This is a genomic window from Kribbella sp. DT2, from assembly GCF_049844575.1.
GTDB lineage: Bacteria > Actinomycetota > Actinomycetes > Propionibacteriales > Kribbellaceae > Kribbella.
In genome coordinates this window covers 447,670-469,436 of the sequence record NZ_JBNCLH010000002.1, presented here as the reverse complement: position 1 = coordinate 469,436, position 21,767 = coordinate 447,670, and the positions used below count along the sequence as shown (strand labels likewise).

Below are 21,767 nucleotides of genomic sequence, written 5' to 3'. Positions count from 1 at the left end.
CCCCGGCTCCGACGCGGGCCGGTGGGCGCGCTGGTTCTGGGCAGGTCGGGCGGAGCGGCCCGGTCGCGTGGATGGCGCTGCCCGCCCTCGCGATGTTCCTGCTCTTCGGCGTCGTCCCGCTGGTCGGCGTCCTGGTGCTCAGCTTCACCCAGTGGGACGGACTCGGCGCGATCAACCCGGCCGGGTTCTCCAACTGGAGCAGCGTTCTGAGCGACCCGGGCCTGCCGCACGCGCTGTTCGTGACGTTCGAGATCATGATCCTGTCGTGGGCGGTGCAGACTCCGATGAGCCTGCTGCTCGGGGTGTTCCTGGCCGGACGTCAGCGGTACCGCGCGCTCCTGGCCGTCCTGTACTTCGTCCCGCTGCTGCTCAGCTCGGCGGCGATCGCCATCACCTACAAGGCGCTGCTCGACCCGAACTTCGGGCTCGGCGCCGGCCTGCACATCGGGTTCCTGACCCAGGACTGGCTCGGCAAGGACAACCTCGCGCTCGGCGTGGTCATCTTCGTCGTGTCCTGGCAGTTCATCCCGTTCCACTCGCTGATCTACCAAGGCGGCGTGCGGCAGATCCCGACCACGATGTACGAGGCGGCCTCGATCGACGGCGCCGGGCGGGTCCGGCAGTTCTTCAGCATCACCGTGCCGCAGCTCAAGTACACGATCATCACGTCGTCGACGCTGATGGTGGTCGGGTCGCTGACGTTCTTCGACCTGATCTTCGTGCTCACCGCCGGCGGCCCAGGGGATGCCACCCGGGTGCTGGCACTCGACATGTACAAGCGCGGCTTCCAGGCCAACCTGATGGGACCGGCCAGCGTGATCGCCGTCCTGCTGGTGCTGATCGGACTCGCGCTGGCCCTGATCCTGCGCCGGCTCGGCGGCAGCACGACGGCCAGCCAGCAGGAAGGTGCGTGAGATGGCGGTGGCGACCAGCGCTCAGGCGACGACGACCCGCGCGAGCGGCGGTACGTCGTACGGGCGCAAGCTGATCCGGCTGAACTGGCTCGGCGGTACGGCGGGCTGGTTGTGGCTGGTGATCGTGATCGTGCCGATCTACTGGATCGTGGTCTCGTCGTTCAAGGACCAGAGCGCGTTCTTCAGCCAGAACCCGTTCACACTCCCGGCCGACCCGACCGTGGCCAACTACCAGCTCGTGATCAAGTCGGACTTCCCGCGGTACTTCCTGAACAGCGTGGTCGTGACGGCCGGGACGATCGTCCCGGCGGTGGCGATCGCGTTCATGGCGGCGTACGCGATCGTGCGCGGCGCGGGCAGCCGGTTCCTTGCCGGGGTCAACGGGTTGTTCCTGATGGGGCTCGCGATCCCGTTGCAGGCGACGATCATCCCGGTCTACCTGCTGATCATCAAGATGCACCTGTACGACAGCCTGCTGGCGATCGTGCTGCCGTCGATCGCGTTCTCGATCCCGCTGTCGGTGCTGGTGCTGACCAACTTCATCCGCGACGTACCCAAGGAACTGTTCGAGTCGATGCGCGTCGACGGCGCCAGCGAGTGGGGCATGCTGCGCAGCCTGGCGCTGCCGCTGACCCGGCCGGCGCTGGTCACGGTCAGCATCTACAACGGCCTCGGCGTCTGGAACGGCTTCCTCCTGCCACTGATCCTGACCCAGAGCCCCGACAAACGCACCCTCCCGCTGGCGCTGTGGACCTTCCAGGGCCAGTACTCCGTCAACGTGCCGGCCGTGCTCGCCTCGGTCGTCCTGACCACGTTGCCGATCGTCATCTTGTACGCGATCGGGCGACGGCAACTGCTGAGCGGCCTGACGGCCGGCTTCAGCCGCTAACCCCTCGAGAGGAACACCCCTATGACGAACGCCGATTTCACCCCCACCCCAGAGGACAAGTTCTCCTTCGGGCTGTGGACGGTCGGCTGGCAGGGCGTCGACGTGTTCGGCGGCGAGGTCCGGCCGGTGCTCGACCCGGCCGAGGCCGTGCACAAGCTGAGTGAGCTCGGTGCCTACGGCATCACCTTTCACGACAACGACGTCTTCCCGTTCGCCAGCACGGCGGCCGAGCGCGACGCGCACCTGAAACCGTTCCGGGCCGCGCTGGACGAGACCGGCCTCAAGGTCCCGATGGTGACGACGAACCTGTTCTCGCACCCGGTCTTCCGCGACGGCGGCTTCACCAACAACGACCGCGACGTACGCCGGTACGCCATCCGCAAGACGGCCGACCAGCTGGACCTCGCGGCCGAGCTGGGCGCGGAGACCTTCGTCGCCTGGGGTGGTCGCGAGGGCGCCGAGTCGGGCGCGGCCAAGGACGTCCGGTCGGCGCTGGACCGGTACAAGGAGGCCTTCGACATCCTCGGCTCGTACGCGCTGGAGCAGGGGTACGACATCCGTTTCGCGATCGAGCCGAAGCCGAACGAGCCGCGCGGCGACATCCTGCTGCCGACGATCGGGCACGCGCTGGCGTTCATCGAGTCGCTGGAGCACTCCGAGCGGGTCGGCCTCAACCCCGAGGTCGGTCACGAGGAGATGGCCGGGCTCAACTACGCGCACGGCATCGCGCAGGCGCTGTGGCACGGCAAGCTCTTCCACGCGGACCTGAACGGCCAGAACGGTCCGCGCTACGACCAGGACCTGCGGTTCGGCGCCGGCAACGCGCGGGGCGCGTTCTGGACGGTCGACGTACTGGAGAACGGCGGGTACGAAGGCCCGCGGCACTTCGACTTCAAGCCGCTGCGCACCGAGGACATGGACGGCGTCTGGGCGTCCGCGGCCGGGTGCATGCGCAACTACCTGATCCTGCGCGCGAAGGTCCGTGCTTTCCGCAACGACCCCGAGGTCCAGCAGGCGTTGCTCGACGCCCGCCTCGACCAGCTCGCCCAGCCGACGCTCGCAGCGGGCGAGAACCTCGCCACCCTGCGCGCCGAGGACTTCGACCCCGATGAGGCCGGCCGCCGCGGTATGGCCTTCGAGCAGCTCGACCAGCTCGCGATCGAGCACCTGTACGGCACCCGCTCCTGACCCGACATCTGGAGTGAGTGCGCAGGGAGGTGCAGGCAGGCGAGAGCCTGCCTGCACCAACTGTTTGCTAGGCGTGCTTCCTGCGGTAGAGCACGAGCGTGTACGCACCGAGTACTACCAAACCGCCGGCACCAGCCACCCACACCATGGGGAAGTTTGATTCGGCGCTTGTGGTGACGTCGTAGCCGCCCGCGGTTCCGTTGGCGTCGTACGGGCTGCCGGGCTGCTTGTCGGCGTACCGGGTGGTGACCTTCTCCTGGTACGCCGTGAGGCTGATCGGCTGCGCACCGATCGCCTCGGTGGCCGACGGGTTCAGCGCGCGGACCTGGTCACCCGCGAGCGCGTACCAGGCACCGATCTGCGGCTCGGTGAAGAGCTTCGCGCCCTTCGCCGCGCCGGCCATCCGCGACTCCGTGTTGCCACTGGCAACGTTCACCGCCTGCCAGGACCCGGCGGCGTCCGGCGCCGTGTAGACCGTCATCGCGGCCCCGCCCCTCGACGCCGACGTCGCGACGTACCAGAGCGACGCCACGTCCCCCGACTTCTCGGCCACGAAGTCGGGATTCAGCGCGTAGACCGGTACGGCGTCCTGCTGGACGACCGTGCCCGCCTTCACCGCGGTCTGCGGCAGTCGCTGCGCGGCCTTCGCGATCAGCTGACCGGCTTGCGGCGAATGTGCCGCCGCCTTCGCCGCCGCGAGGTCCGGAGTCGCGGCTCCCGCCGTACCGGCTGCTGTTGCCGCGAGCATCAGACCGCCGGCGATCGCACCCGCCCACCGAAGCTTCTTCATGCTCAGGCTCCGATCCGGTAGAGGGAGTGGGTCCACTGGAACTGCGAGTTGTTCAGGTACCAGTTGTAGGTCGAGGTGTTGTAGCGCGGGTCCGAGCCCCACGGGTTGTAGTACTCGATCGTCGAGTTCGACGCGTCGTACCCGATGATGTCCATCATGTGACCGCCGCCGGACTTCCAGCCGATCCGCGTCATCACCGGCCGGTTGGCGTTGATCTCGGTCTGCAGCGTGCCGAAGCTCAGCGTGCCGCTGATGTAGCTGCCCTGGCTGATGCCGATGCTGCGGAACGCGCGCTGGTCGTTGGCGAGCGTTGCCTGGTCGTTCGGGCAGGCGGCGTTCTGGCTGTAGCCGAAGGCCAGGTTGCAGAACTGGTTCTGCGAGTAGCTCTTGCCGTAGTACTTGGCGATGCTGTTGCCGGTCGCGGCCCAGCACCAGTTCGACTTCTCCTGGGCCTGGCCGTTCACGTCGAGGTACCGGCTGGCGGCCACGGTCTGAGCCACGGTCTGGGCGACGGGCGCGACCGGTGCCGGCGCGGCCGTGGCGACCGCGGGGACGAGCGGTGTCAGGCCGATGACCGTTGCCGCGAGCCACGACCAGGGGCGGTGCGTGCTGACCCTCCTCATTGGGGGCCTCCTTCACACTGGGGCGGTGAGGCCACTCATCGTGATCACCCGCTCACACCGGGGCAAGCGGTCGGCGCGGACCGCCGGGCTCGGTGTGAACACCCCGCCGAGGTGAACAGCACTCCTCGCGGCGCTGCCGTCGCCGGCTGTGAACGTTTACACTCACTCCCCGGGAGGTCAGACCGGATGCAGCCGCGGTTCCACGTGCCCGACATCGGACCGGAGACGCCGTTCGCCGACGCGCTCCGGATCGCGATCGCGGACCGCGGCCTGGCCCTGAACCGGATCCAGGCGCGCCTGGCCGAGCGCGGACTGCGCGTCGGCATCGCGACGCTGAGCACCTGGCAGAGCGGCCGGCGACTCCCCCGCGCCGGATCACTGGCCGTCGTCACCGCACTGGAGGAGCTGCTCGAGCTGCCGGCCGGCTGGCTCGCCGTACGGATTCCGCCGGCCCGGCCGGAGTCCACGGTCAGCCACCGGCCGTACGCCGTGGTCGACTACGCGGCGACGCTGACGCGGCTGCTGGACGTCGTAAGGGGTGATGCCCACGGGCGGCTGCGCAGTGTCACGGTGGTCGAGGAGATCGTCATCGGTCCGGACCGCAGCATGCAGTCGAAGCGCGTCGTGCAGACCCTGGTCGCGGTCAAGGAGGTCGACCGCCAGATCGTCGTGCACCAAGGCGAACCGGGCTGCGACGTCGCACTGATCAGCCCGAACGGCGTGACGGGTTGCCGTACCGGTCGGGTCGCGCGCGATCCCGAGGCCGGCGCGATCCTCGGCGAGCTGCTGCTCGACCGGACGCTGCACCCCGGCGACACCGCCGTCGTGCACTACGAGATCGTCGACCGCAGCGGGATGCCGTCGACGCAGTACTACCGGTTCCACGAGTGGCCCGGGACGCACCACGTGCTCGAGGTCCAGTTCCACCGGGACGCGATGCCGGTCCGCGTCACCGAGTTCCGCCGGCGGCACTCGAGCGGGCCGGACCTGGTCCAGCGGGACCTGATGATGAGCCCCGACGGGCGGGTCCACGTGATAGCGCCCGAGGCGGAGGCCGGTCTGATCGGCATCACCTGGGAGTGGGACTAAGAACTTGGCCCGGTGACTTTCAGAATTAGTCGCGCTTGTTTTTAGTCCGCGTCTGCAAGTATTGTCGACGCCGGTAACAGTCGTACTGATTCATGGAGGCACAGTCATGCCGCTCGCTCTGCTCGCGCTGGCCATCGGCGCGTTCGGGATCGGCACCACCGAGTTCGTCATCGCCGGGCTGCTGCCCGAGGTGGCGACCGCGTTCGACGTCTCGATCCCGGCGGCCGGCTGGCTGATCACCGGGTACGCGCTGAGCGTTGCCGTCGGAGCCCTGCCGATGACCGCCCTGGGCAACCGGATGCGCCGCAAGCAGCTGCTGCTGTTGCTGATGGCCATCTTTGTCGCGGGCAACATCCTGTCCGCGCTGGCGCCGTCGTACGGCGTGATGATGGCGGGCCGGGTCGTCACGGCGCTGTGCCACGGCGCGTTCTTCGGCGTCGGCGCGGTGGTCGCCTCCGACCTGGTCAAGCCGGAGAAGAAGGCGAGCGCGATCGCGCTGATGTTCACCGGCCTCACCGTCGCGAACGTGCTCGGCGTCCCGATGGGCACCTTCATCGGCCAGGGCCTCGGCTGGCGCGCGACGTTCTGGGTGGTCGCCGGGCTCGGCGTGATCGGCCTGATCGGGATCGCGGCCCTGGTCCCCGAGCTCGCGCGTCCCGCGGGTGGGAACCTGCGCGCGGAGCTCGCCGTGTTCCGCAGCGTGAAGGTCTGGCTCGCGGTCGGTACGACGGTGCTCGGCTTCGGTGGCGTGTTCGCGTCGTTCACCTACATCGCGCCGATGATGACCGAGGAGGCCGGGCTGCCGGAGAGCGCGATCTCGTGGTTGCTGGTGCTGTTCGGGATCGGCATGGTCTTCGGGAACCTGCTCGGCGGGCGCTTCGCCGACCGCGCGCTGAGGCCGACGCTGTACACCTCGCTCGGCTTGCTCGCGCTGATCCTGGTAGTCTTCGGGTTCACCGTGCACCGGGCGGTGCCGGCGATCATCACGCTGTTCCTGCTCGGCGGGTTCGCGTTCTCCACCACGCCGCCGCTACAGCTGCGCACGCTGTCCAGCGCCTCGTCGGCCCCGACGGTCGCGTCGGCGGTCAACATCGGCGCCTTCAACCTGGGGAACGCGCTGGCCGCTTGGCTTGGCGGGGTGGTGATCGCCGCCGGGTACGGGTACGCGGCAACCAACTGGGCCGGGGCCGCGATGGCCGTCGGCGCGCTCGTGCTGGCGCTGATCTCCGGCGCCCTGGACCGGCGCCGCTCCCCGGAGCTTGTCCCTGCCTAGATCCGCTGTTCGGCGAGGTCGACCCAGTAGTCGACCTCGCCGGCCGGGAAGTGCCGGATCGCCCAGTCCACCATCCGCAGACTCATGTGCGCCCAGGCAGCCCGCAGTACGTCGTACGGCAACTCGTCCAGCAGCCCGTCGAGCCGCTCGGTGATCGGACCCCGGACGCCGAACCGCAGCGTCACGAGGTCGAACCCGCGATGCCCCCGTCCGGCGCCGTCCCAGTCGATCACTCCGGTGATCCGCCCGTCGGTCTGCAACAGGTTCCCCGGGTGGAAGTCGACGTGGATCGCGTCATCGCCCACCAACGTCTCCAGCTCCACAGCGGCAATCCGCCGCTCCAAAGCCGCCGTCCGCGCGTCGCGCTGCTTCAGCGGCTCATGGAAACAGAACCCCGGTCCGTCGGTCTGCAAGTACAAAGGCAGCTGGGGCACAGCCGAGCCGGCCAATCGACCGGCCTGCAACTCGTTGAGCACCAGTACTTGATCGAGCAGCTCGGGCGTCAGCTCGGCGACGGTTGCCCCCGGCATCAACTCCTGCACGGTCACCACCGCCGTACCGACCTGCACGGCCAACTCGGTCCGGGGCGCCGGGTATCCCGCCTCCCGCAGTACGTCGACAACTGCCAGCGGCCCGCGCTCCAGTTCCTCCAGCCGGATGTCGGGCCGCCACTTCAGCACCGACCGCCGCCCGTCCTCCCACCGCACGAACGCGGCTCCGACCTCACCACCGCCACACGGCCCCTCGACCACCAGCGTCACCCCCGCCAGCCGCTCAAGCTCCCCCGCGGCCCACTCCGCATCCAACCGCTGAACCCGCTGCCACTGTCCGTCCGCCACCCACCGATCATCTCCCGCGACCGGCGAATCAAGCACACGCTTTTCGACAGCAGGCCGGGGCCGTGAGGGCGGCCCCGGCTCAGCTCACAAGCGAATGCTTTTCTTATTCATGAATTCTTCGATGCCCGCCGGGCCGAGCTCCCGGCCCATGCCCGAGCGTTTGATCCCACCGAACGGCAGGTCCGCCTGCGACCCGCCCGCGCTGTTCAGGTAGACCATCCCCGCCTCGATCTGCCGGGCCACCCGCGTGTTGCGCTCGGCGTCCGTGCCCCACACGCTCGCGCCCAGCCCGAACGGCGAGTCGTTGGCGATCGCGATCGCCTCCTCCTCGGTCCCGGCCTTGAACACCAGGACCACCGGGCCGAAGATCTCGTCGCGGTAGGCGTCCATCTCCGGGGTGACGTCGGTCAGCACGGTCGCCTCGAGATGCGCGCCCGGACCGATCCGGTGCCCGCCGGTGCGCAGCGTGGCGCCCTGCTCGATCGCCGTCGCGACCTGCCCGGCGACCTCGTCCGCGGCCGCGACCGAGGCCAGCGGCGGCAGCGTCGTCTTCGGGTCGGCCGGATCGCCGGCCACGTAGTACTCGGAGATCCGCTTGGTCAGCTTGTCGACGAATTCGTCGTACAGGTCGGCGAGCACGATCATCCGTTTCGGCGCGTTGCAGGACTGGCCGCAGTTGCGCATCCGGGCCGTCGCGGTCGCCTTGACGGTCTCGTCCAGGTCGTCGGTGTCGAGCACGATCAGCGGGTCGGACCCGCCGAGCTCCAGCACGGTCTTCTTCAGGTTCTTGCCCGCCTCGGCCGCCACCGAGATCCCGGCCGCCTCGCTGCCGGTCAGCGACACACCGACGATCCGCGGGTCGGCCAGGATCCACGGCACCTGCCGGCTGGACGCGAACACGTTGACGTAGGCGTCGTCCGGTACGCCGGCGTCGTACAGGATCTGCTCGATCGCGACCGACGCCCGCGGGCAGATCGAGGCGTGCTTGAGCAGGATCGTGTTGCCGAGCACCAGGTTGGGCGCGACGAAGCGGGCCACCTGGTAGATCGGGAAGTTCCACGGCATCACACCGAGCAGCGCGCCGATCGGCTCCTTGGTGATCACCGCGTTGCCGCTCTTGATGGTCAGCGGCTCGTCGGCGAGCAGCGCCGGGCCCTGCTCGGCGTAGTACTTGAAGATGTCGACGACGATGCCGACCTCGCCGCGGCCCTCGTTGATCCGTTTGCCCATCTCCAGCGTCATGATCGCCGCCAGCTCGTCGGCCCGCTCGGCGAACAGCTCCGCGGCCCGGGCGACGATCGCGGCCCGTTCGGCCACCGGCCGTCGCCGCCAGGCCGAGAACCCGGCGTGCACCCGCCCGATCGCGGCCCGGACCTGCTCGTCGCTGGCGTTCTCGATCTCCTCGACCAGTTCACCCGTCGCCGGGTCAGTGACTGAGTACATGGGGGACGAGTCCTCCGTTCTCTACGACAGTGCGCAAGAGCACAGGCTAACGACTTCTCTACATACTGTATACAGTCATCTCAGATTCGTAAGACAGGGGAAAACCCGCAGATCACTCCTGTTCGCTACAGCGTCGAACAGGGCATGCTTGGGCAGGAATCCCCGCCCATCGTCGATCGGATACCGCCCGTGCCCGTTCAACGCAAGTCCCGTCCTGTCCTGCGGCTGGTGACCGTGCTCGCCGCAGCGGCGGTCGCGGCAGTGGCCCTCGCGTCCCCCGCGCCGGCCACCGTCGCCGACCAGCCCGACCCCGCCAACGCCTGGCAGTTCGACCACTGGCCGCAGCAGCAGCCGTGGCAGCAGTCGCAGCCGGCTCCCGCCGCCAACCGCCTCGCCGGCCCGACCAGCGGCACCGGAAACTTCGGCGCCCCGATCGACCCGCAGAACTGGGAAAACCCCGACCACATGACGTGGTCGGACTACAAGAAGCCGCCCGGTACCAACTGGGCCGACCCCTCGAAGACCGGCTCGGACCGGACCTTCAAGGGCGCGCTTGTCCTGGTCGACTACCCGGACAAGGACTTCGTCATCACCCAGCCGAAGAACTCGACACCGTTCGGCAACCCGAGCGCCGAGGCGAACGGCGTACCGCGGGACCAGGTCGCGCAGTTCTACCACGACTTCCTCAACAAGCCCGGCGACCTCAACCGGGGCCACACCCTGCACGAGTACTGGATGGAGGACTCCGGCGGCCGGTACGGCGTCGAGCTGGACGCCTTCGGCCCGTACAAGATGCCCGGCAAGTCCTACGAGTACGCGATGGAGTTCCAGGCCGACGAGGACTGCCCGGCCGGCTCCGACTGCTCGAAGGACATCCGCGCCGACGGCCGCGCCGCCTGGGTCGCCGACCAGGGCGTCGAGGTCCCGGCCGGGTTCGACTTCGTGTTCTTCCTCAGCGCCGGGCAGGACGAGTCGTCCACCTGGCAGGAGTTCGGGATGATGAAGTTCCCGACCAAGGAAGAGGTCACCGAGGAGTTCGGCGGGCCGGTCCCCGAGCAGCGCAACTGGTCCGACACCCGATACGTCGACTGGACGTCCTGGCAGGCCGGTTCGTCGATCTGGCCGAACGCCGGCGGCGGTTCGTCGACGCAGGCCGAGAGCTCCGGGATGGGCGTCTTCGCGCACGAGTTCAGCCACATCCTGGGCATCGGTGACAACTACAACAACCCGTACGGCGTACCAGCCAGACGGGCGTACACCGGCGTCTGGGAGATGCTCAGCCGCGGCAGCTTCAACGGCCCGGGTGGTCCACACAGCCGCTGGATGATCCCCGCGACCGGCGGCGCGTCGATGGGCGCGCAGCACATGCTGCGGAACAAGATCAAGCTCGAGATGGTCGACGAGCAGAACGTGCTCCGGCTCGACCGGGCGGCGCTCGCGCAGTCCGGTGTCGTGGTCGCGGACGTGACCGCGCGCGTCGCGCAGCCGGGCGCGACCGGCCTGTCCGGCGTCAACATCACGCTCGGCGGCGGTGACCTCGCACCGGCGTGCGACACCAACACCGACCCGCTGTGCGACGGCCGCGGCTACCAGAACTACACGGTCGAGGTCGTCGACCGGATGGGCACGGACTCGTTCACGCCCGACTCCGGCGTACTGCTGGCCAAGACCAAGGACCAGGACCGCGCACCCTTCGAGTGGGTGATCGACGCCAACCCGCAGGACATCAACATGACCGACTACGTCCTGCCCGACGGCACCAAGGTCCCGATCACGGTCGGCGACTACCGGCAGCTGTCCGACGCGCTCTTCCACGCCGGCACCAACTCCGGCAGCGAGTACGAGTACGTCGACCAGGCGAACCGGCTGCACTTCTACGTCACCAACGTGAAGCGTGACAAGAAGGGCATCCTGTCGTACACCGTCGCCGTCCGCTCCCTCGACGGCAACGGCCCCGCCAAGCGCGGCGTCCGGCTCCTGCCCACGGTCGGCCTCCCCGGCCGCGCCGGCTTCGCGACCTGCAACTTCCCGCTCACCAACACAGGCAAGGCGGCCACCGCCCAGGGCCAGCACCCCGAGGACGTCAGCAAGTACCTGAACAGCGACGTCTACCGCCTCACCGCCAAGGTCGAGGGCCGCGGCTGGTCGGTCAACCTCCCCAACGCCCTCACCACCGCCAAGGCCGGCGCCAGCGTCGCCGTCCCCGTCCAGGCCAAGTACGACGGCCGCTCGGCCGCCCTCGGCAAGGTCACCCTGACCGCCACCTCCGAGTCCGACCCCACCAAGAAGTCCACCACCAGCTGCCTGACCCTGGCCAAGTAGTTCGCAAGAAGGCCGGGCGGGGATCCCCGCCCGGCCGCGGCAAGCTCGTCATCACCATCTGAGCGCATCGGCGACCTGCAGCAGCCGCTCCCCGCGCGCCAGCAAGTCGTCGTACGGCGTGAGCCCGGCGCGGTAGCGACCGGACCAGTGCACGAAACTCGTTGCCTCCCGCACCACCTGCGACCACGGCAGCGCCGCGATCTCGCCGTCGGTCAACGGCAGCCGCTCGAAGTACCCGCGCCGGAACGCGTCGCTGACCGGCCAGGGTTTCGGGGTCGCCCACTCGTCCCGGTCGAAGCTCCACAGTCCGGTCTCGAGGTCCATCGCCCGGTATCCCGGCCCGGCGAACTCGAAGTCCAGGATCCCGGTGACGCGCTCTCCCACGACCAGCACGTTGCCCGCCGCGAAGTCCCCGTGGATCACCTGCACCGGCAGGTCGTCCCGCGGCCGGATCCGCGCCAGCACCTCCCCCACGCCGGGCACGTCTTCCGCCAGCTGCGCCGGATCCGGCACCAGCGGATGCACCTGCGTCAGGTCGCCGTTCCACATCTTCCGCGCAGGTAGTCCCTGCAAAGCCGCCAGCGCGACGTCCAACTCCCCGAGCGCCCGCCCGCACGCCTCGGCCTGCCGCACGTCCGACCGCGTCGGGTGCTCCCCCGCAATCCGCCGGCACAGACTCGCGACCCCGTCGCCGTACGGCACCCACGTCCGCCCGTCCCCGGTCACCACCGGTTCCGGTACGGCGAACGACAGCTCTCCCAGGCCGCGCAGCACGGCGTGCTCGTACTCCGGCAACCCCGCGTTCAGGTGCACCCGCAGCACGAACTCGTCCCCCACGAAGTAGCTCGTGTTGTTCGTGCCGATCCCCACCGGCCGCACGACGGCACCGGCCAGCCCCCACGCGTTCAGCAGGTCGTCCATCCCGTCATCCTGCCTCCTGTCACGCCGCAGTCCGAACGGTTTTCTCGCGACAGGGCGCTGAAAGGGCGCGTCCGTAGCGTCAGACGAGTTGCTGGGTCCAGGTGGGAGGCAGGGATGGCGCAGACCGGAGTGCAGCTGGGGCGGAGCCGGCTGCGCGTCGTCCAGAGCGTGATCGTCCTGCTGGCGGGCATCGTGCTGGCGTTCGCGGTGGCGCGGTTGCTGCACGACGTACCGCATCTCGTGAACGGCACGATGCCGACCGACGAGATCCATCGCGAGTACGTCGCGCACCCGTGGCTCGCCTACCTGCACATCGCGCCGGCGATCGTCTACCTGATCGGCGCTCCGGTCCAGCTCGCGTACCGGATCCGCTCGCGGCACTACTCGTTGCACCGGCGGCTCGGGCGGGTCCTGCTGAGCTGCGCCCTGATCGGCGGTGTGTTCGCGATCGTCTTCGGCGTCCTCCACCCGTACGGCGGCCCGGGCGAGGCGAGCGCCTCGGTGGTCTTCGGCCTGTGGTTCCTGGTCTGCCTGGTGAGCGCGTTCCGGGCGATCCGCCGCGACGACGTCGTACGGCACCGGCGCTGGATGATCCGCGCCTTCGCGGTCGGCATCGGCGTCGGCACCATCCGGATCTGGGTCTACGTGTTCACAGCGGCCGGCTGGCTCGACTTCCCCGACGCGTTCGCGGTCGCCTTCTGGCTGGCCTTCGCGCTGCACGCGGCCTTCGCCGAGTGGTGGATCCGGACGACACCCCAGCCACCGGGATGACCGCACCGTCAGCGAGAATGCCCGGATGCACCGGCCCAGGATCGCGTCGAGAATGCGCTCTCTCGCCGTGCTCGAGATCGTCAACATCGCGCTGATCGGCTGGTTCGTCTTCTTCGCGCTGGACGCGCCGCGCACCGTCGGCAACGTCGCCGGGTACGCCGCCACCGCGATCCTGCTCGTCGTCGGAGCGTCGTACTGGACGGTCAAGCTCGGGCAGGTGCGCGCGGGCCTGTCCCGCCTGCCGCGGGCCGACACCTTCCGCCGGCTCCGCGTGCTCTGCGCGCTCGTCGTCGTGGCGGCCGCGGTGCTGGTGGCCTCGGCCCTCACCAGCCCGCTCTCCGAGTACGTCGCCGGCGTCGTCCTCCTGCTGCTCGCGGCGGCTGAGTACGTCAACTACTTCCACTGGCAGCTCATGTACGACAACCGCGCGGATCTCAGTCGGCTGTTCCGGACCGGGCGCCTGGCGCGTGCCCACCTGTGGCGGGACCTTCGGCGCTAGCGATCTCCGCGAGCTCGTTCCGAGACCACGCTCCCTCGACGCCGCGGGCCTCGCTCAGGTACTCGGCGACCCGCGCCGCATCCCACCCGTGCGACTCCCGCAGGCCGGCCGCGATCCACCACAGGTAGGCAGCACTCGGCGCGGACGGCTCTAGATCCCCCGCGTCGACGTCCGTCACGGTGAACATCGGTACGCCGTCCCGCTCCCCCACCCGCGCGACCGTCTCGTACCGGCCCGGCCCCATCACCCGCACCGACTCGACCTCACCCAGCACACCGGCGAGCTCGCGTGCGAAAGCGCTTCCTGGCTCTCGGTACATCTCCTGCGCGGCGACATCGCCGAGCTGCTCCGCCGTCAGCAGATAGGCGCGCCCGGCAACAACTCCCGGCGCGGCCAGGTCGTAGTACGCCCGACCGCCGCCCCACACCGCCGACTCGCCGGAGAAGACCAGCCCGCCGGGCACCTCGACGGCAGCGACCTGCGCAGGCTCCCTCGGATCCCTGCACCCTGGGTACACCCGCCGGCCACCAGTCGGGCGACCGCCCGCGAGGTAGCTCCGGAACCGTCCGCTCGCGAGGTTGGAGCCGTAGGCGACGTACCAGACCAGCTCGGCTCCACCGCTGCGATCAGCACTCGCCCCCGCGACCCGACGCACGTGCGCTCCCCCGTCACTCGGATCCCCCATCAGTCCAGCCCGAAGACCCGCCGCGCGTTTCCGCTCAGGAACAGCTCGGTGGCCTCGGCGTCCAGCTCCAACGACTCCACGCCGGACAGCGCTTTCTCCGCGGTGATCATCGGGTAGTTCGTCCCGAACAGCACCTTGCGCCGGCCGTTCGTCCGCAGGTACGCGACCAGCTCCGGCGGGTACCGACGGACCGTGTACGCCGACGTGTCGATGTACACGTTCGGGTACTTCGTCGCCAGCGCGATCATCTCGCCGGTCCACGGGTAGCCGATGTGCCCGGCAACGATCGTCAGCTCCGGGAACTCCAGTGCGACGTCGTCCAGGTACGGGATCGGCCGCCCGGTCTCCGAGGTGCGCAGCGGGCCGGTGTGCCCGACCTGCGTGCAGAACGGGATCCCCAGCTCCACGCACTCGGCGTACAGGGGGTAGTAGCGCCGGTCGTTCGGCGGCAGACCCCACAGCCACGGGACCACCCGGAGAGCACGCAGACCGCGCTCTCTCACCGCGCGCCGCAGCTCGCGGACCGCCTTCATCGGCTCGCGCAGGTCGACCGACGCGACACCGACCAGGCGATCCGGGTACTGCGCGACGAAGTCCGCGACCTCGTCGTTCGAGACGAGCGGTCCAACGGGTGCATACCAGGCGCTGATCAGCCCGGTGGTCACACCGCCGGCGTCCATCGCCGCGATCGTGCGCTCCAGCGGCAGCGCGGTCGACACCTCCTCGGTCCCGACCCACCGCCGTAGCGAGGCGAGCCAGTCCTGGGCCATCATTCGCTCGGTCGGGTGCTGCATCCACGCGTCGACGATCTCCACGGATCTCACCGTACCCACCGACAGGCCGACCGGCAGCTCTGCAATTCACTGCACGTTTAATCTTGTTAACGGACAGTTCCGCGCGTACCGTCCTGCGCGGCGCTCGTTCACGTGCCGTCCTTCGACTGTTCGTGAGCGGGTGTCTGCGACGCAGTGCTGATGGTGAAAACTCCGATCCGACCGCCCACAAGGAGATGCAGCATGGCTGAAGTCAACCGTCGCAGGTTCCTGCAGATGGCCGGGGGCACCGCCGCCCTGGCCGCGATGTCGAGCAGTATCGAGACCGCTGCCGCGATCCCGGCGCACCGCCGGCACGGCACCATCGAGGACGTCGAGCACATCGTCGTCCTGATGCAGGAGAACCGGTCCTTCGACCACTACTTCGGCTCCCTGCAGGGAGTACGCGGCTTCGGTGACCCGCGCCCGGTGAACCTGCCGAACGGCAAGTCGGTCTGGCACCAGTCCGACGGCGCCCGCGAGGTCCTGCCGTTCCGGCCGCAGGTGAACGACCTCGGCCTGCAGTTCATCCAGGATCTCGCGCACAGCTGGGGCGACGCGCACGACGCGGTCGACAACGGGAAGTACGACCGGTGGATCCAGGCCAAGACCGCGACCACGATGGCCTACCTGACCCGCGAGGACATCCCGTTCCACTACGCGCTGGCCGACAAGTTCACGATCTGCGACGCCTACCACTGCTCGTTCATGGGCTCGACCGACCCGAACCGGTACTACCTGTGGACCGGGTACACCGGTAACGACGGGACCGGCGGCGGCCCGGTGCTCGGCAACGACGAGGCCGGCTACGACTGGACGACGTACCCCGAGCGCCTGGAGCGCGCGGGAGTCTCCTGGAAGATCTACCAGGACGTCGGCGACGGCCTCGACGCCGACGGCAGCTGGGGCTGGATCGACGACGCCTACCGCGGCAACTACGGCGACAACTCGTTGCTCTACTTCAACAAGTACCGCAACGCGCAACCCGGGAACCCCTTGTTCGACAAGGCCCGGACCGGGACGAACGTTGCCGCCGGCGACGGTCTGTTCGACCGGCTGCGCGCCGACGTGAGGGCGAACAAGCTGCCGAAGATCTCCTGGGTCGCGGCGCCGGAGGCGTTCACCGAGCACCCGAACTGGCCGGCCAACTACGGCGCCTGGTACATCTCCCAGGTCCTCGACGCGCTCACCTCGAACCCCGAGGTGTGGAGCAGGACGGCACTCTTCGTCACCTACGACGAGAACGACGGCTTCTTCGACCACGTCGTCCCGCCGTTCCCGCCGTCCTCGGCGAACCAGGGCCTCTCAACCGTTGCCGTCGGCCCCGACCTGTACGCCGGCAGCAGCAAGTACGCCGCCGGCGCGTACGGGCTCGGGCAGCGCGTCCCGATGCTGGTCGTGTCGCCGTGGAGCACCGGAGGGTTCGTCAACTCCGAGGTCTCCGACCACACCTCGGTGATCCGCTTCATGGAACGCCGGTTCGGCGTGAAAGAGCCGAACATCTCGCCTTGGCGGCGCGCGATCTGCGGCGACCTCACCTCGGCGTTCGACTTCGGCACCGAGCAGACCCGGCCGGCCCGGCTGCCCGACACCTCGTCGTACCAGCCGCCGGACGGCGACCGGCACCCGGACTACAAGCCGACACCGCCAGCGGTCGGCAAGCTGCCGGTCCAGGAGAGTGGCAGCCGGAAGACGCGGCCGTTGCCGTACGCACCTTTTGTCGACGGCAGCGTGACGCCGAGCACGGGCAAGTACACGCTCTCCTTCGAGTCCGGGCCGGAGGCGGCCGCGCAGTTCCACGTCGCGGCGCCGAACCGCACCGACGGGCCGTGGACCTACACCACGGGCGCCGGCAAGACGCTCGCCGACAGCTGGAACACGACGTACTCGCACGGCGTCTACGACCTGGACGTCTATGGCCCGAACGGCTTCCTGCGAACCTTCCGCGGCAAGCCCGTGCCCGGCCCGGAGGTGAAGGCCCGCCACAACGCGCGGACCGGCGACCTCGACCTGACGATCACCAACTCGGCGGCCGTCGACCACCACGTGACCGTCACCAACTCCTACGGCGGGCAGCCGAAGCAGCTCAAGGTCCGCGCCGGTACGTCGGCCAAGTACACCGTCGACCTCCACCACAGCCACAGCTGGTACGACGTGGAGCTGACCAGCACCGCCGACGACGCCTGGCACCGCCGCCTCGCCGGCCACGTGGAGACCGGCAAGCCGAGCCTGTCCGACCCCGGCATCCACACCCGCTGACCCTCACCCGCCGCACAACCCCAACGTTGTGCGGCGGGTCCGGCACCGGCCTCAGCCCCAGCGCCCGTAGATCAAGGCGATCCCTGCCGGACCACTACGGATTCACCAGCGGGCCCAGTTCGTGGCGGGACCTGATCTTCAGCTTGCGCATGGCGTTGGTCAGGTGGTCCTCGACCGTGCTCACCGACACCGACAGCTCGGCCGCGATCCGGCTGTTGCTGAGCCCCTGGGCCGCCAGCCGCGCGACCTCCGTCTCCCGCGGAGAGAGCGCGTTCCCGTACCCCCGCCGCCCCCGCCGCGACGTGACCGCGACCCCGGCCTCCCGCAAGGCGTCCCGACAGCGGCGCGCGTCCCACCGAGCCCCGAACTTCTCGTACGTCGCCGCCAGCGCGACCAGTTGCGCCGAGTCCCCGACGTCGAGCGCCCGCCGCGCCTTCTCCTCCAGCGCCAGGCACTCGTCGTACGGCCGGCCGATGGCCCGGTACGCCGACGCCGCCTCGTCGAACCCGAGGTCACCGACCACGAACGCCCGCACCAACTTGCCCGCGGCAACCGACGCCGGAGCGTCCCGCCCGACCAACCCGGCCTCGAACTCGGTCAGCAGCCCGACCGCATCCTCTCGCCGCCCCACCGCATCCAGCGCCAGACAAGTCGTTGCCACGAACTCACTCGCCCAGGCCCACCCGTCCTTGCGCCGGACAACTTCCACGAACTCCTCGATCGCCCCCAGCGCCGCGCCGCCCTGCTCGGCCGCAAGATGCAACCGTCCGACGGTCGCCAACGCCGCCGCTCGCACCGGCAGCTCTCCACCCACCGACAGCAACAACTCCTTGGCCCCGGCAACATCTCCGCGGGCCAACCACATGCGCCCGGCAACCAGGTCTAGCTCCGCCTGCACCAACGGCGCCGACTCCCCCACAGCCCTTGCCCTCAGCAACCTCTCGGGCAGCAACTCCCAGTCCCCCGCCAGCCACGCCTGCCACAACCGCGTCCCCACCCCGGCCGGCAACGCCGCACTCCGCCGATCGTGCCCCAACCACAAGAGCCCACGAGCCGAGTACGCCGACTCGTCCGTCTCCGACAGATCCCCCAACGCCAGTCCCAACCGGCCCCGGTTCCGCCGCACCATCACCCCGGCGCTTCCACCCCGCAGGTTCTCGCCGTCGTCGGCCGGTCCGGCCGACCGATCACGCCCGGCGCGAAGATCCTCACCGGCCTCCCCCAGCAGCCGCGACGCCCGGTGCATCCACGCGCGATGCTCCGCGATCTCCTCCGTCCCCGACGTCGGGACCGCCAGCGCCGACATCGCCCAGGCCGCGCTCGCCGGGTCCTGCCCGAGCTCCGCGATCGCCCCCGCGAGCTCGCGCCGCGCCGTACCGAACTCCCCCGCCCGATCGTGCAGCAACACCCCCAACGCCAGCCGCAACCGTCCCCGATCCGCGCTCGGCCTCAGCGCCTCGTCCAGCACCATCCGGATCGCGACCATCGCCTCGGACCACAGCGACGACTCGACCGCCGCGTGCCCGAGCCGCGTCGCCAACCGCGCCCGGTCCGCCCACGGCAGCACCTCGATCCGCAGCATCTCCAGCAACTGCGAGATCGCGCTCTCCGCCTCTCCGGCCGCAACGAGTTGCCCCGCGGCAAGCTCGGCCTGCGCCAACCACACGTCGATCAACCCACCGCGCCGCGAGTGGTCCGCGATCCGCGCATGAGCCCCCGGCTCCCGAGCGGCCAACGCCTCAGCCGCTCGCCGGTGCAACCGCCGCAACTCGTCCGGCGGGATCGTCTCGTACACCGCCCGCTGCGCCAGCGCGTGCCGCAGGTCGTACAGCCCCGGCCGCACCTGCCCCAGCAACCCGCGCGCCAGCGCGACGTCGACCGCTTCGGTCAGCTGCATCCCCAGCACCTCGGCCACCGCACCGATCAAGCTGTCCGACGCGGGAGAATCCAGTACGGCGGCCGCCCACACCACCCGTCGGCACGCCTCGGTCACCTGCTCCAGCTTGATCGTCACCGAGGCCCGCAACGCCACCGGCGCCCGGGTCTCGGCCAGAGCGCGCTCCACCGCCGAGATCAGCCCGTCCGGTCCGACCTGCACATCCCGCAGAAACTCCTCCACCACGAACGGCAACCCACCCGTCCGCTCGAACAACTCACCGGCCAACGCCTCCGGCAACGCATCCACACCCAGCAACTGCCCAGCCATCTCCCGTACGGCGACCGCAGGCAACGGCTGCACCCGCACTTCGGCCGTCCGCGTCCCGGCCCGAACGCAGCCCGCCAGAGCCGTGATCTCCCCCGCCGATCGCGTGTCCTCCGGCCGGTACGTGCCCACCAGCCGAACCTCCCGTGGCAACCGGCTCGCCAGGAACCGCAGCAGCTGCAGCGTCCCGCGATCGGCCCAGTGCAGGTCCTCGATGAACAGCACCGCCGGCCCGAGCGAGCCGAGCACCTCGGTCACCCGCGCGAACACCGAGTGCCGCATCCCCGGGACCAGCTCGCCACGCCACGGCGTACCGGTCCCCGGTCGCGCGTCCAGCACCGGAGCCAGCGCCTCGAGCACAGGAGTCAGCGGCGCCTGGTCCTGCACCGGATGACACTGACCTGTCAGCCATCGCGCCGGGTGGTCCCGCGCGAGCTCGTCGACGAGCCTGCTCTTCCCGGTCCCTGCCTCTCCGACCACCAGCACCAGACTCGGCGCCGCCGCCAGCGCGGCCCGGAGCAGCCGCGTCTCGCGTTCCCTCCCGACCAGCCGCGGACCCTCCGGCCGGTCCCCGCTCGCCCGACGCACCGCCACTCGCCTAGTACGACCCAGCCGGGCGGCCGGTGGCCACCCTCCGTGTCCGTACGGCGGCCCGGTGGCCGTTTGTTTCGTTCAAACTACTCTCAGTCAACCGCATCACGCACATAGTGTGACCGCTCCCTGTTTCCGAGCACCGCCGACCCCCAGTCGAACTGAGCCGGTTTCACCTTCAATCTCCCGGTGGACCATCGCCTCACGCGACCCGGTCGCAGATCGGCCCCGGGAGGCCGAGCCGCCGGCCGGCCGTCGGAGGAAGCCGGCCGTCGGGCACCTCCTCCTCATCGGCGCGTCCGGCCGCCGGGCACCTCCTCCTCGCCGGCGCATCCGGTCGCCCGGTACCTCCTCATCGGCGCATCCGGCGCTGAGCGGCCATCGCCGCACCGCTGCTCAGGATCACCAGCAGCGTCGCCATCGACCACCGGCGCAGCACCTGCACGGTCCGGTCCTCGTCCTCCGGGACCGACGCCATCCGCGGCGCCACGCTGATCACGGGCGGCGTCGCCTCCGGCGGCTCCGGCCTGGGCGTCGGGGTCGGCATGGGAGTCGGCGTCGGCGGCACCGGCAACTCGATCGCCTCCGTCGGAGTCGGGGTAGGACTCGGCGTTGGCGAAGGCAACGGTGTCGGCCGAGGGGTGGACGGTCGAGGCGTGGGCGTCGGCGCAGGCGGCCGCGGAATCGGCGGCCGAACAGTCTTCGGCGGAGCCGGCGGCTTCGGCGTCACCTTCGGCGGCCGAGGCGTCGGCGTCGGAGGTGGAGGCGGCGGGGGTGGCGGCGGCGGAGGAGGCGGCGGCGCAGCTACTTGCTGAAGGCAACCAGCAGCGTCGCTGCTCCAGGCCGACGGCAACGAGCTCACCTCCCGCGCGTCCCCGGACAGCGAGATCCGCACCAGCCGGCTCTTCAGCCCCGGGTGCGTGTGCACGGCGTACAGCGTCCTCCCCGACATCACCACCGAGCTGTACGACGCGATCGACGGCACGCCCCGGACGGTCGCGACCGCCCGCATCACCCCGCTGCCCGGATCGATGCTGACGATCTTCGCCGACCCGATCCCCAGCGTGGACACGCCGTACAGCAGCCCGTTCGACGGGTCCACCGCGAAGTCGTCCAGCGTCAACGTCCCGATCAGCGTCTTCAGCCGCACCACCCGCAGCACACTTTTGTACGTCGGACTGTCCGGGTCGATGTCCAGCGTGTAGAGCCGCAGCGCGTCCCGCAGGTAGAGCCGGTTGCCGGAGACCGCTCCCGCGACCGGATCCGCGATCCCGCCGACCCCACGTCGTACCTCACCCAGATCCTTGACAGTTCCGTTCCGGGTGATCGACACCAGGTGCGGCTTCCGGTGCAACCACCCGTGCCGGTCCCGCGACGCGATCCCGTAGACGAGGTCCTGCCCTCGCGAGTAGCCCATGGCATCGACCTGGTACCCGAGCTTACCCAGCTCGCTGACCCGCCCGGACGGCAACTCCACCCGCCGCAACCGGGACAGCGAGGTCGGCCCACTCGAGTCCACCTGCAGCACCGAGCAGGAAGCCTCAGCCGAAGACTCGTCCACCACCAGCACAGCAGGCGCAACCGCAAGCCCCGCCGCCACCACCAACGCCCCACCCCGCTGGGCGCGCCGGTGGAAGGGCCGGGCTCCCCGAGGCC

Annotated in this window: 18 protein-coding genes; 9 read left to right on the top strand and 9 right to left on the bottom strand. The window is 70.0% G+C overall.

Features of this window, described 5'->3' with window-relative positions; all coding sequences use genetic code 11:
• Nucleotides 1–71 precede the first annotated feature (71 nt).
• Genes ACLQ2O_RS10970 through xylA form a run of 3 tightly spaced genes read left to right on the top strand, consistent with a single transcriptional unit; the run spans nucleotide 72 to nucleotide 2,991 of the window.
• The gene (locus ACLQ2O_RS10970; RefSeq protein WP_425829957.1) at nucleotides 72–914 is read left to right on the top strand and encodes a carbohydrate ABC transporter permease; all 843 of its coding nucleotides are present in this window, start codon (nucleotides 72–74) and stop codon (nucleotides 912–914) included.
• A gap of 1 nt (nucleotide 915) precedes the next feature.
• The gene (locus tag ACLQ2O_RS10965) at nucleotides 916–1,803 is read left to right on the top strand and encodes a carbohydrate ABC transporter permease (RefSeq protein ID WP_425829955.1); all 888 of its coding nucleotides are present in this window, start codon (nucleotides 916–918) and stop codon (nucleotides 1,801–1,803) included.
• A 21-nt stretch (nucleotides 1,804–1,824) separates the two neighbouring features.
• Nucleotides 1,825–2,991 (top strand): xylose isomerase, encoded by a 1,167-nt coding sequence (gene xylA / locus ACLQ2O_RS10960; protein WP_425829953.1) that lies wholly within the window; start codon nucleotides 1,825–1,827, stop codon nucleotides 2,989–2,991.
• Between the two features lie 67 nt (nucleotides 2,992–3,058).
• Here xylA and ACLQ2O_RS10955 read toward each other — a convergent pair whose 3' ends face one another.
• Nucleotides 3,059–3,781 carry a hypothetical protein gene (locus ACLQ2O_RS10955; protein ID WP_425829951.1) on the bottom strand — a complete coding sequence of 241 codons (723 nt, stop codon included), beginning with the start codon at nucleotides 3,779–3,781 and terminating at the stop codon, nucleotides 3,059–3,061.
• A 2-nt stretch (nucleotides 3,782–3,783) separates the two neighbouring features.
• Complete coding sequence (locus ACLQ2O_RS10950) at nucleotides 3,784–4,404, bottom strand: papain-like cysteine protease family protein (RefSeq protein WP_425829949.1); 621 nt, start codon at nucleotides 4,402–4,404, stop codon at nucleotides 3,784–3,786.
• 186 nt (nucleotides 4,405–4,590) lie between these two features.
• Between ACLQ2O_RS10950 and ACLQ2O_RS10945 the strand changes: the two genes are divergently transcribed.
• Nucleotides 4,591–5,493 carry a hypothetical protein gene (locus ACLQ2O_RS10945; protein ID WP_425829947.1) on the top strand — a complete coding sequence of 301 codons (903 nt, stop codon included), beginning with the start codon at nucleotides 4,591–4,593 and terminating at the stop codon, nucleotides 5,491–5,493.
• 106 nt (nucleotides 5,494–5,599) lie between these two features.
• On the top strand, nucleotides 5,600–6,766 hold the full coding sequence (locus ACLQ2O_RS10940) for an MFS transporter (protein ID WP_425829945.1): 1,167 nt from the start codon (nucleotides 5,600–5,602) through the stop codon (nucleotides 6,764–6,766).
• On the opposite strand, the gene ACLQ2O_RS10935 is transcribed toward ACLQ2O_RS10940, so the two are convergent.
• Entirely contained in the window at nucleotides 6,763–7,605 is an 843-nt protein-coding gene (locus ACLQ2O_RS10935; RefSeq protein WP_425829943.1) for a phosphotransferase enzyme family protein, read from the bottom strand. The genes ACLQ2O_RS10940 and ACLQ2O_RS10935 overlap by 4 nt on opposite strands.
• An 84-nt stretch (nucleotides 7,606–7,689) precedes the next feature.
• Nucleotides 7,690–9,048: an NAD-dependent succinate-semialdehyde dehydrogenase gene (locus ACLQ2O_RS10930; protein WP_425829941.1), complete on the bottom strand. Its 1,359-nt coding sequence runs from the start codon at nucleotides 9,046–9,048 to the stop codon at nucleotides 7,690–7,692.
• A 189-nt stretch (nucleotides 9,049–9,237) separates the two neighbouring features.
• On the opposite strand from ACLQ2O_RS10930, the gene ACLQ2O_RS10925 reads away from it, so the two are divergent.
• A complete protein-coding gene (locus tag ACLQ2O_RS10925) occupies nucleotides 9,238–11,370 on the top strand; it encodes a M6 family metalloprotease domain-containing protein (RefSeq protein ID WP_425829939.1) in 2,133 nt (710 codons plus the stop codon).
• A 51-nt stretch (nucleotides 11,371–11,421) separates the two neighbouring features.
• Here ACLQ2O_RS10925 and ACLQ2O_RS10920 read toward each other — a convergent pair whose 3' ends face one another.
• Nucleotides 11,422–12,291: a phosphotransferase enzyme family protein gene (locus tag ACLQ2O_RS10920; protein ID WP_425829937.1), complete on the bottom strand. Its 870-nt coding sequence runs from the start codon at nucleotides 12,289–12,291 to the stop codon at nucleotides 11,422–11,424.
• 114 nt (nucleotides 12,292–12,405) lie between these two features.
• Between ACLQ2O_RS10920 and ACLQ2O_RS10915 the strand changes: the two genes are divergently transcribed.
• Both ACLQ2O_RS10915 and ACLQ2O_RS10910 read left to right on the top strand, forming a co-directional pair.
• Nucleotides 12,406–13,062 (top strand): DUF2306 domain-containing protein, encoded by a 657-nt coding sequence (locus ACLQ2O_RS10915; protein ID WP_425829935.1) that lies wholly within the window; start codon nucleotides 12,406–12,408, stop codon nucleotides 13,060–13,062.
• Between the two features lie 52 nt (nucleotides 13,063–13,114).
• Nucleotides 13,115–13,561: a multidrug transporter gene (locus tag ACLQ2O_RS10910; RefSeq protein ID WP_425829933.1), complete on the top strand. Its 447-nt coding sequence runs from the start codon at nucleotides 13,115–13,117 to the stop codon at nucleotides 13,559–13,561.
• On the opposite strand, the gene ACLQ2O_RS10905 is transcribed toward ACLQ2O_RS10910, so the two are convergent.
• A complete protein-coding gene (locus ACLQ2O_RS10905) occupies nucleotides 13,497–14,216 on the bottom strand; it encodes a histone deacetylase (protein WP_425829931.1) in 720 nt (239 codons plus the stop codon). The two genes, ACLQ2O_RS10910 and ACLQ2O_RS10905, sit on opposite strands and share 65 nt — an antisense overlap.
• Before the next feature lie 29 nt (nucleotides 14,217–14,245).
• A complete protein-coding gene (locus ACLQ2O_RS10900; RefSeq protein ID WP_425829929.1) occupies nucleotides 14,246–15,061 on the bottom strand; it encodes an amidohydrolase family protein in 816 nt (271 codons plus the stop codon).
• A gap of 201 nt (nucleotides 15,062–15,262) precedes the next feature.
• Here ACLQ2O_RS10900 and ACLQ2O_RS10895 point away from each other — a divergent pair, with 201 nt between their 5' ends.
• Nucleotides 15,263–17,317, top strand: coding sequence for a phosphocholine-specific phospholipase C (locus tag ACLQ2O_RS10895; RefSeq protein ID WP_425829927.1), 2,055 nt, complete (start codon nucleotides 15,263–15,265; stop codon nucleotides 17,315–17,317).
• Between the two features lie 94 nt (nucleotides 17,318–17,411).
• Here the strand turns inward: ACLQ2O_RS10895 and ACLQ2O_RS10890 are convergent, their stop codons facing one another.
• The gene (locus ACLQ2O_RS10890) at nucleotides 17,412–20,108 is read right to left on the bottom strand and encodes an ATP-binding protein (protein WP_425829925.1); all 2,697 of its coding nucleotides are present in this window, start codon (nucleotides 20,106–20,108) and stop codon (nucleotides 17,412–17,414) included.
• A 355-nt stretch (nucleotides 20,109–20,463) separates the two neighbouring features.
• Complete coding sequence (locus ACLQ2O_RS10885; RefSeq protein ID WP_425829923.1) at nucleotides 20,464–21,672, bottom strand: DUF6923 family protein; 1,209 nt, start codon at nucleotides 21,670–21,672, stop codon at nucleotides 20,464–20,466.
• Nucleotides 21,673–21,767: the final 95 nt, after the last annotated feature.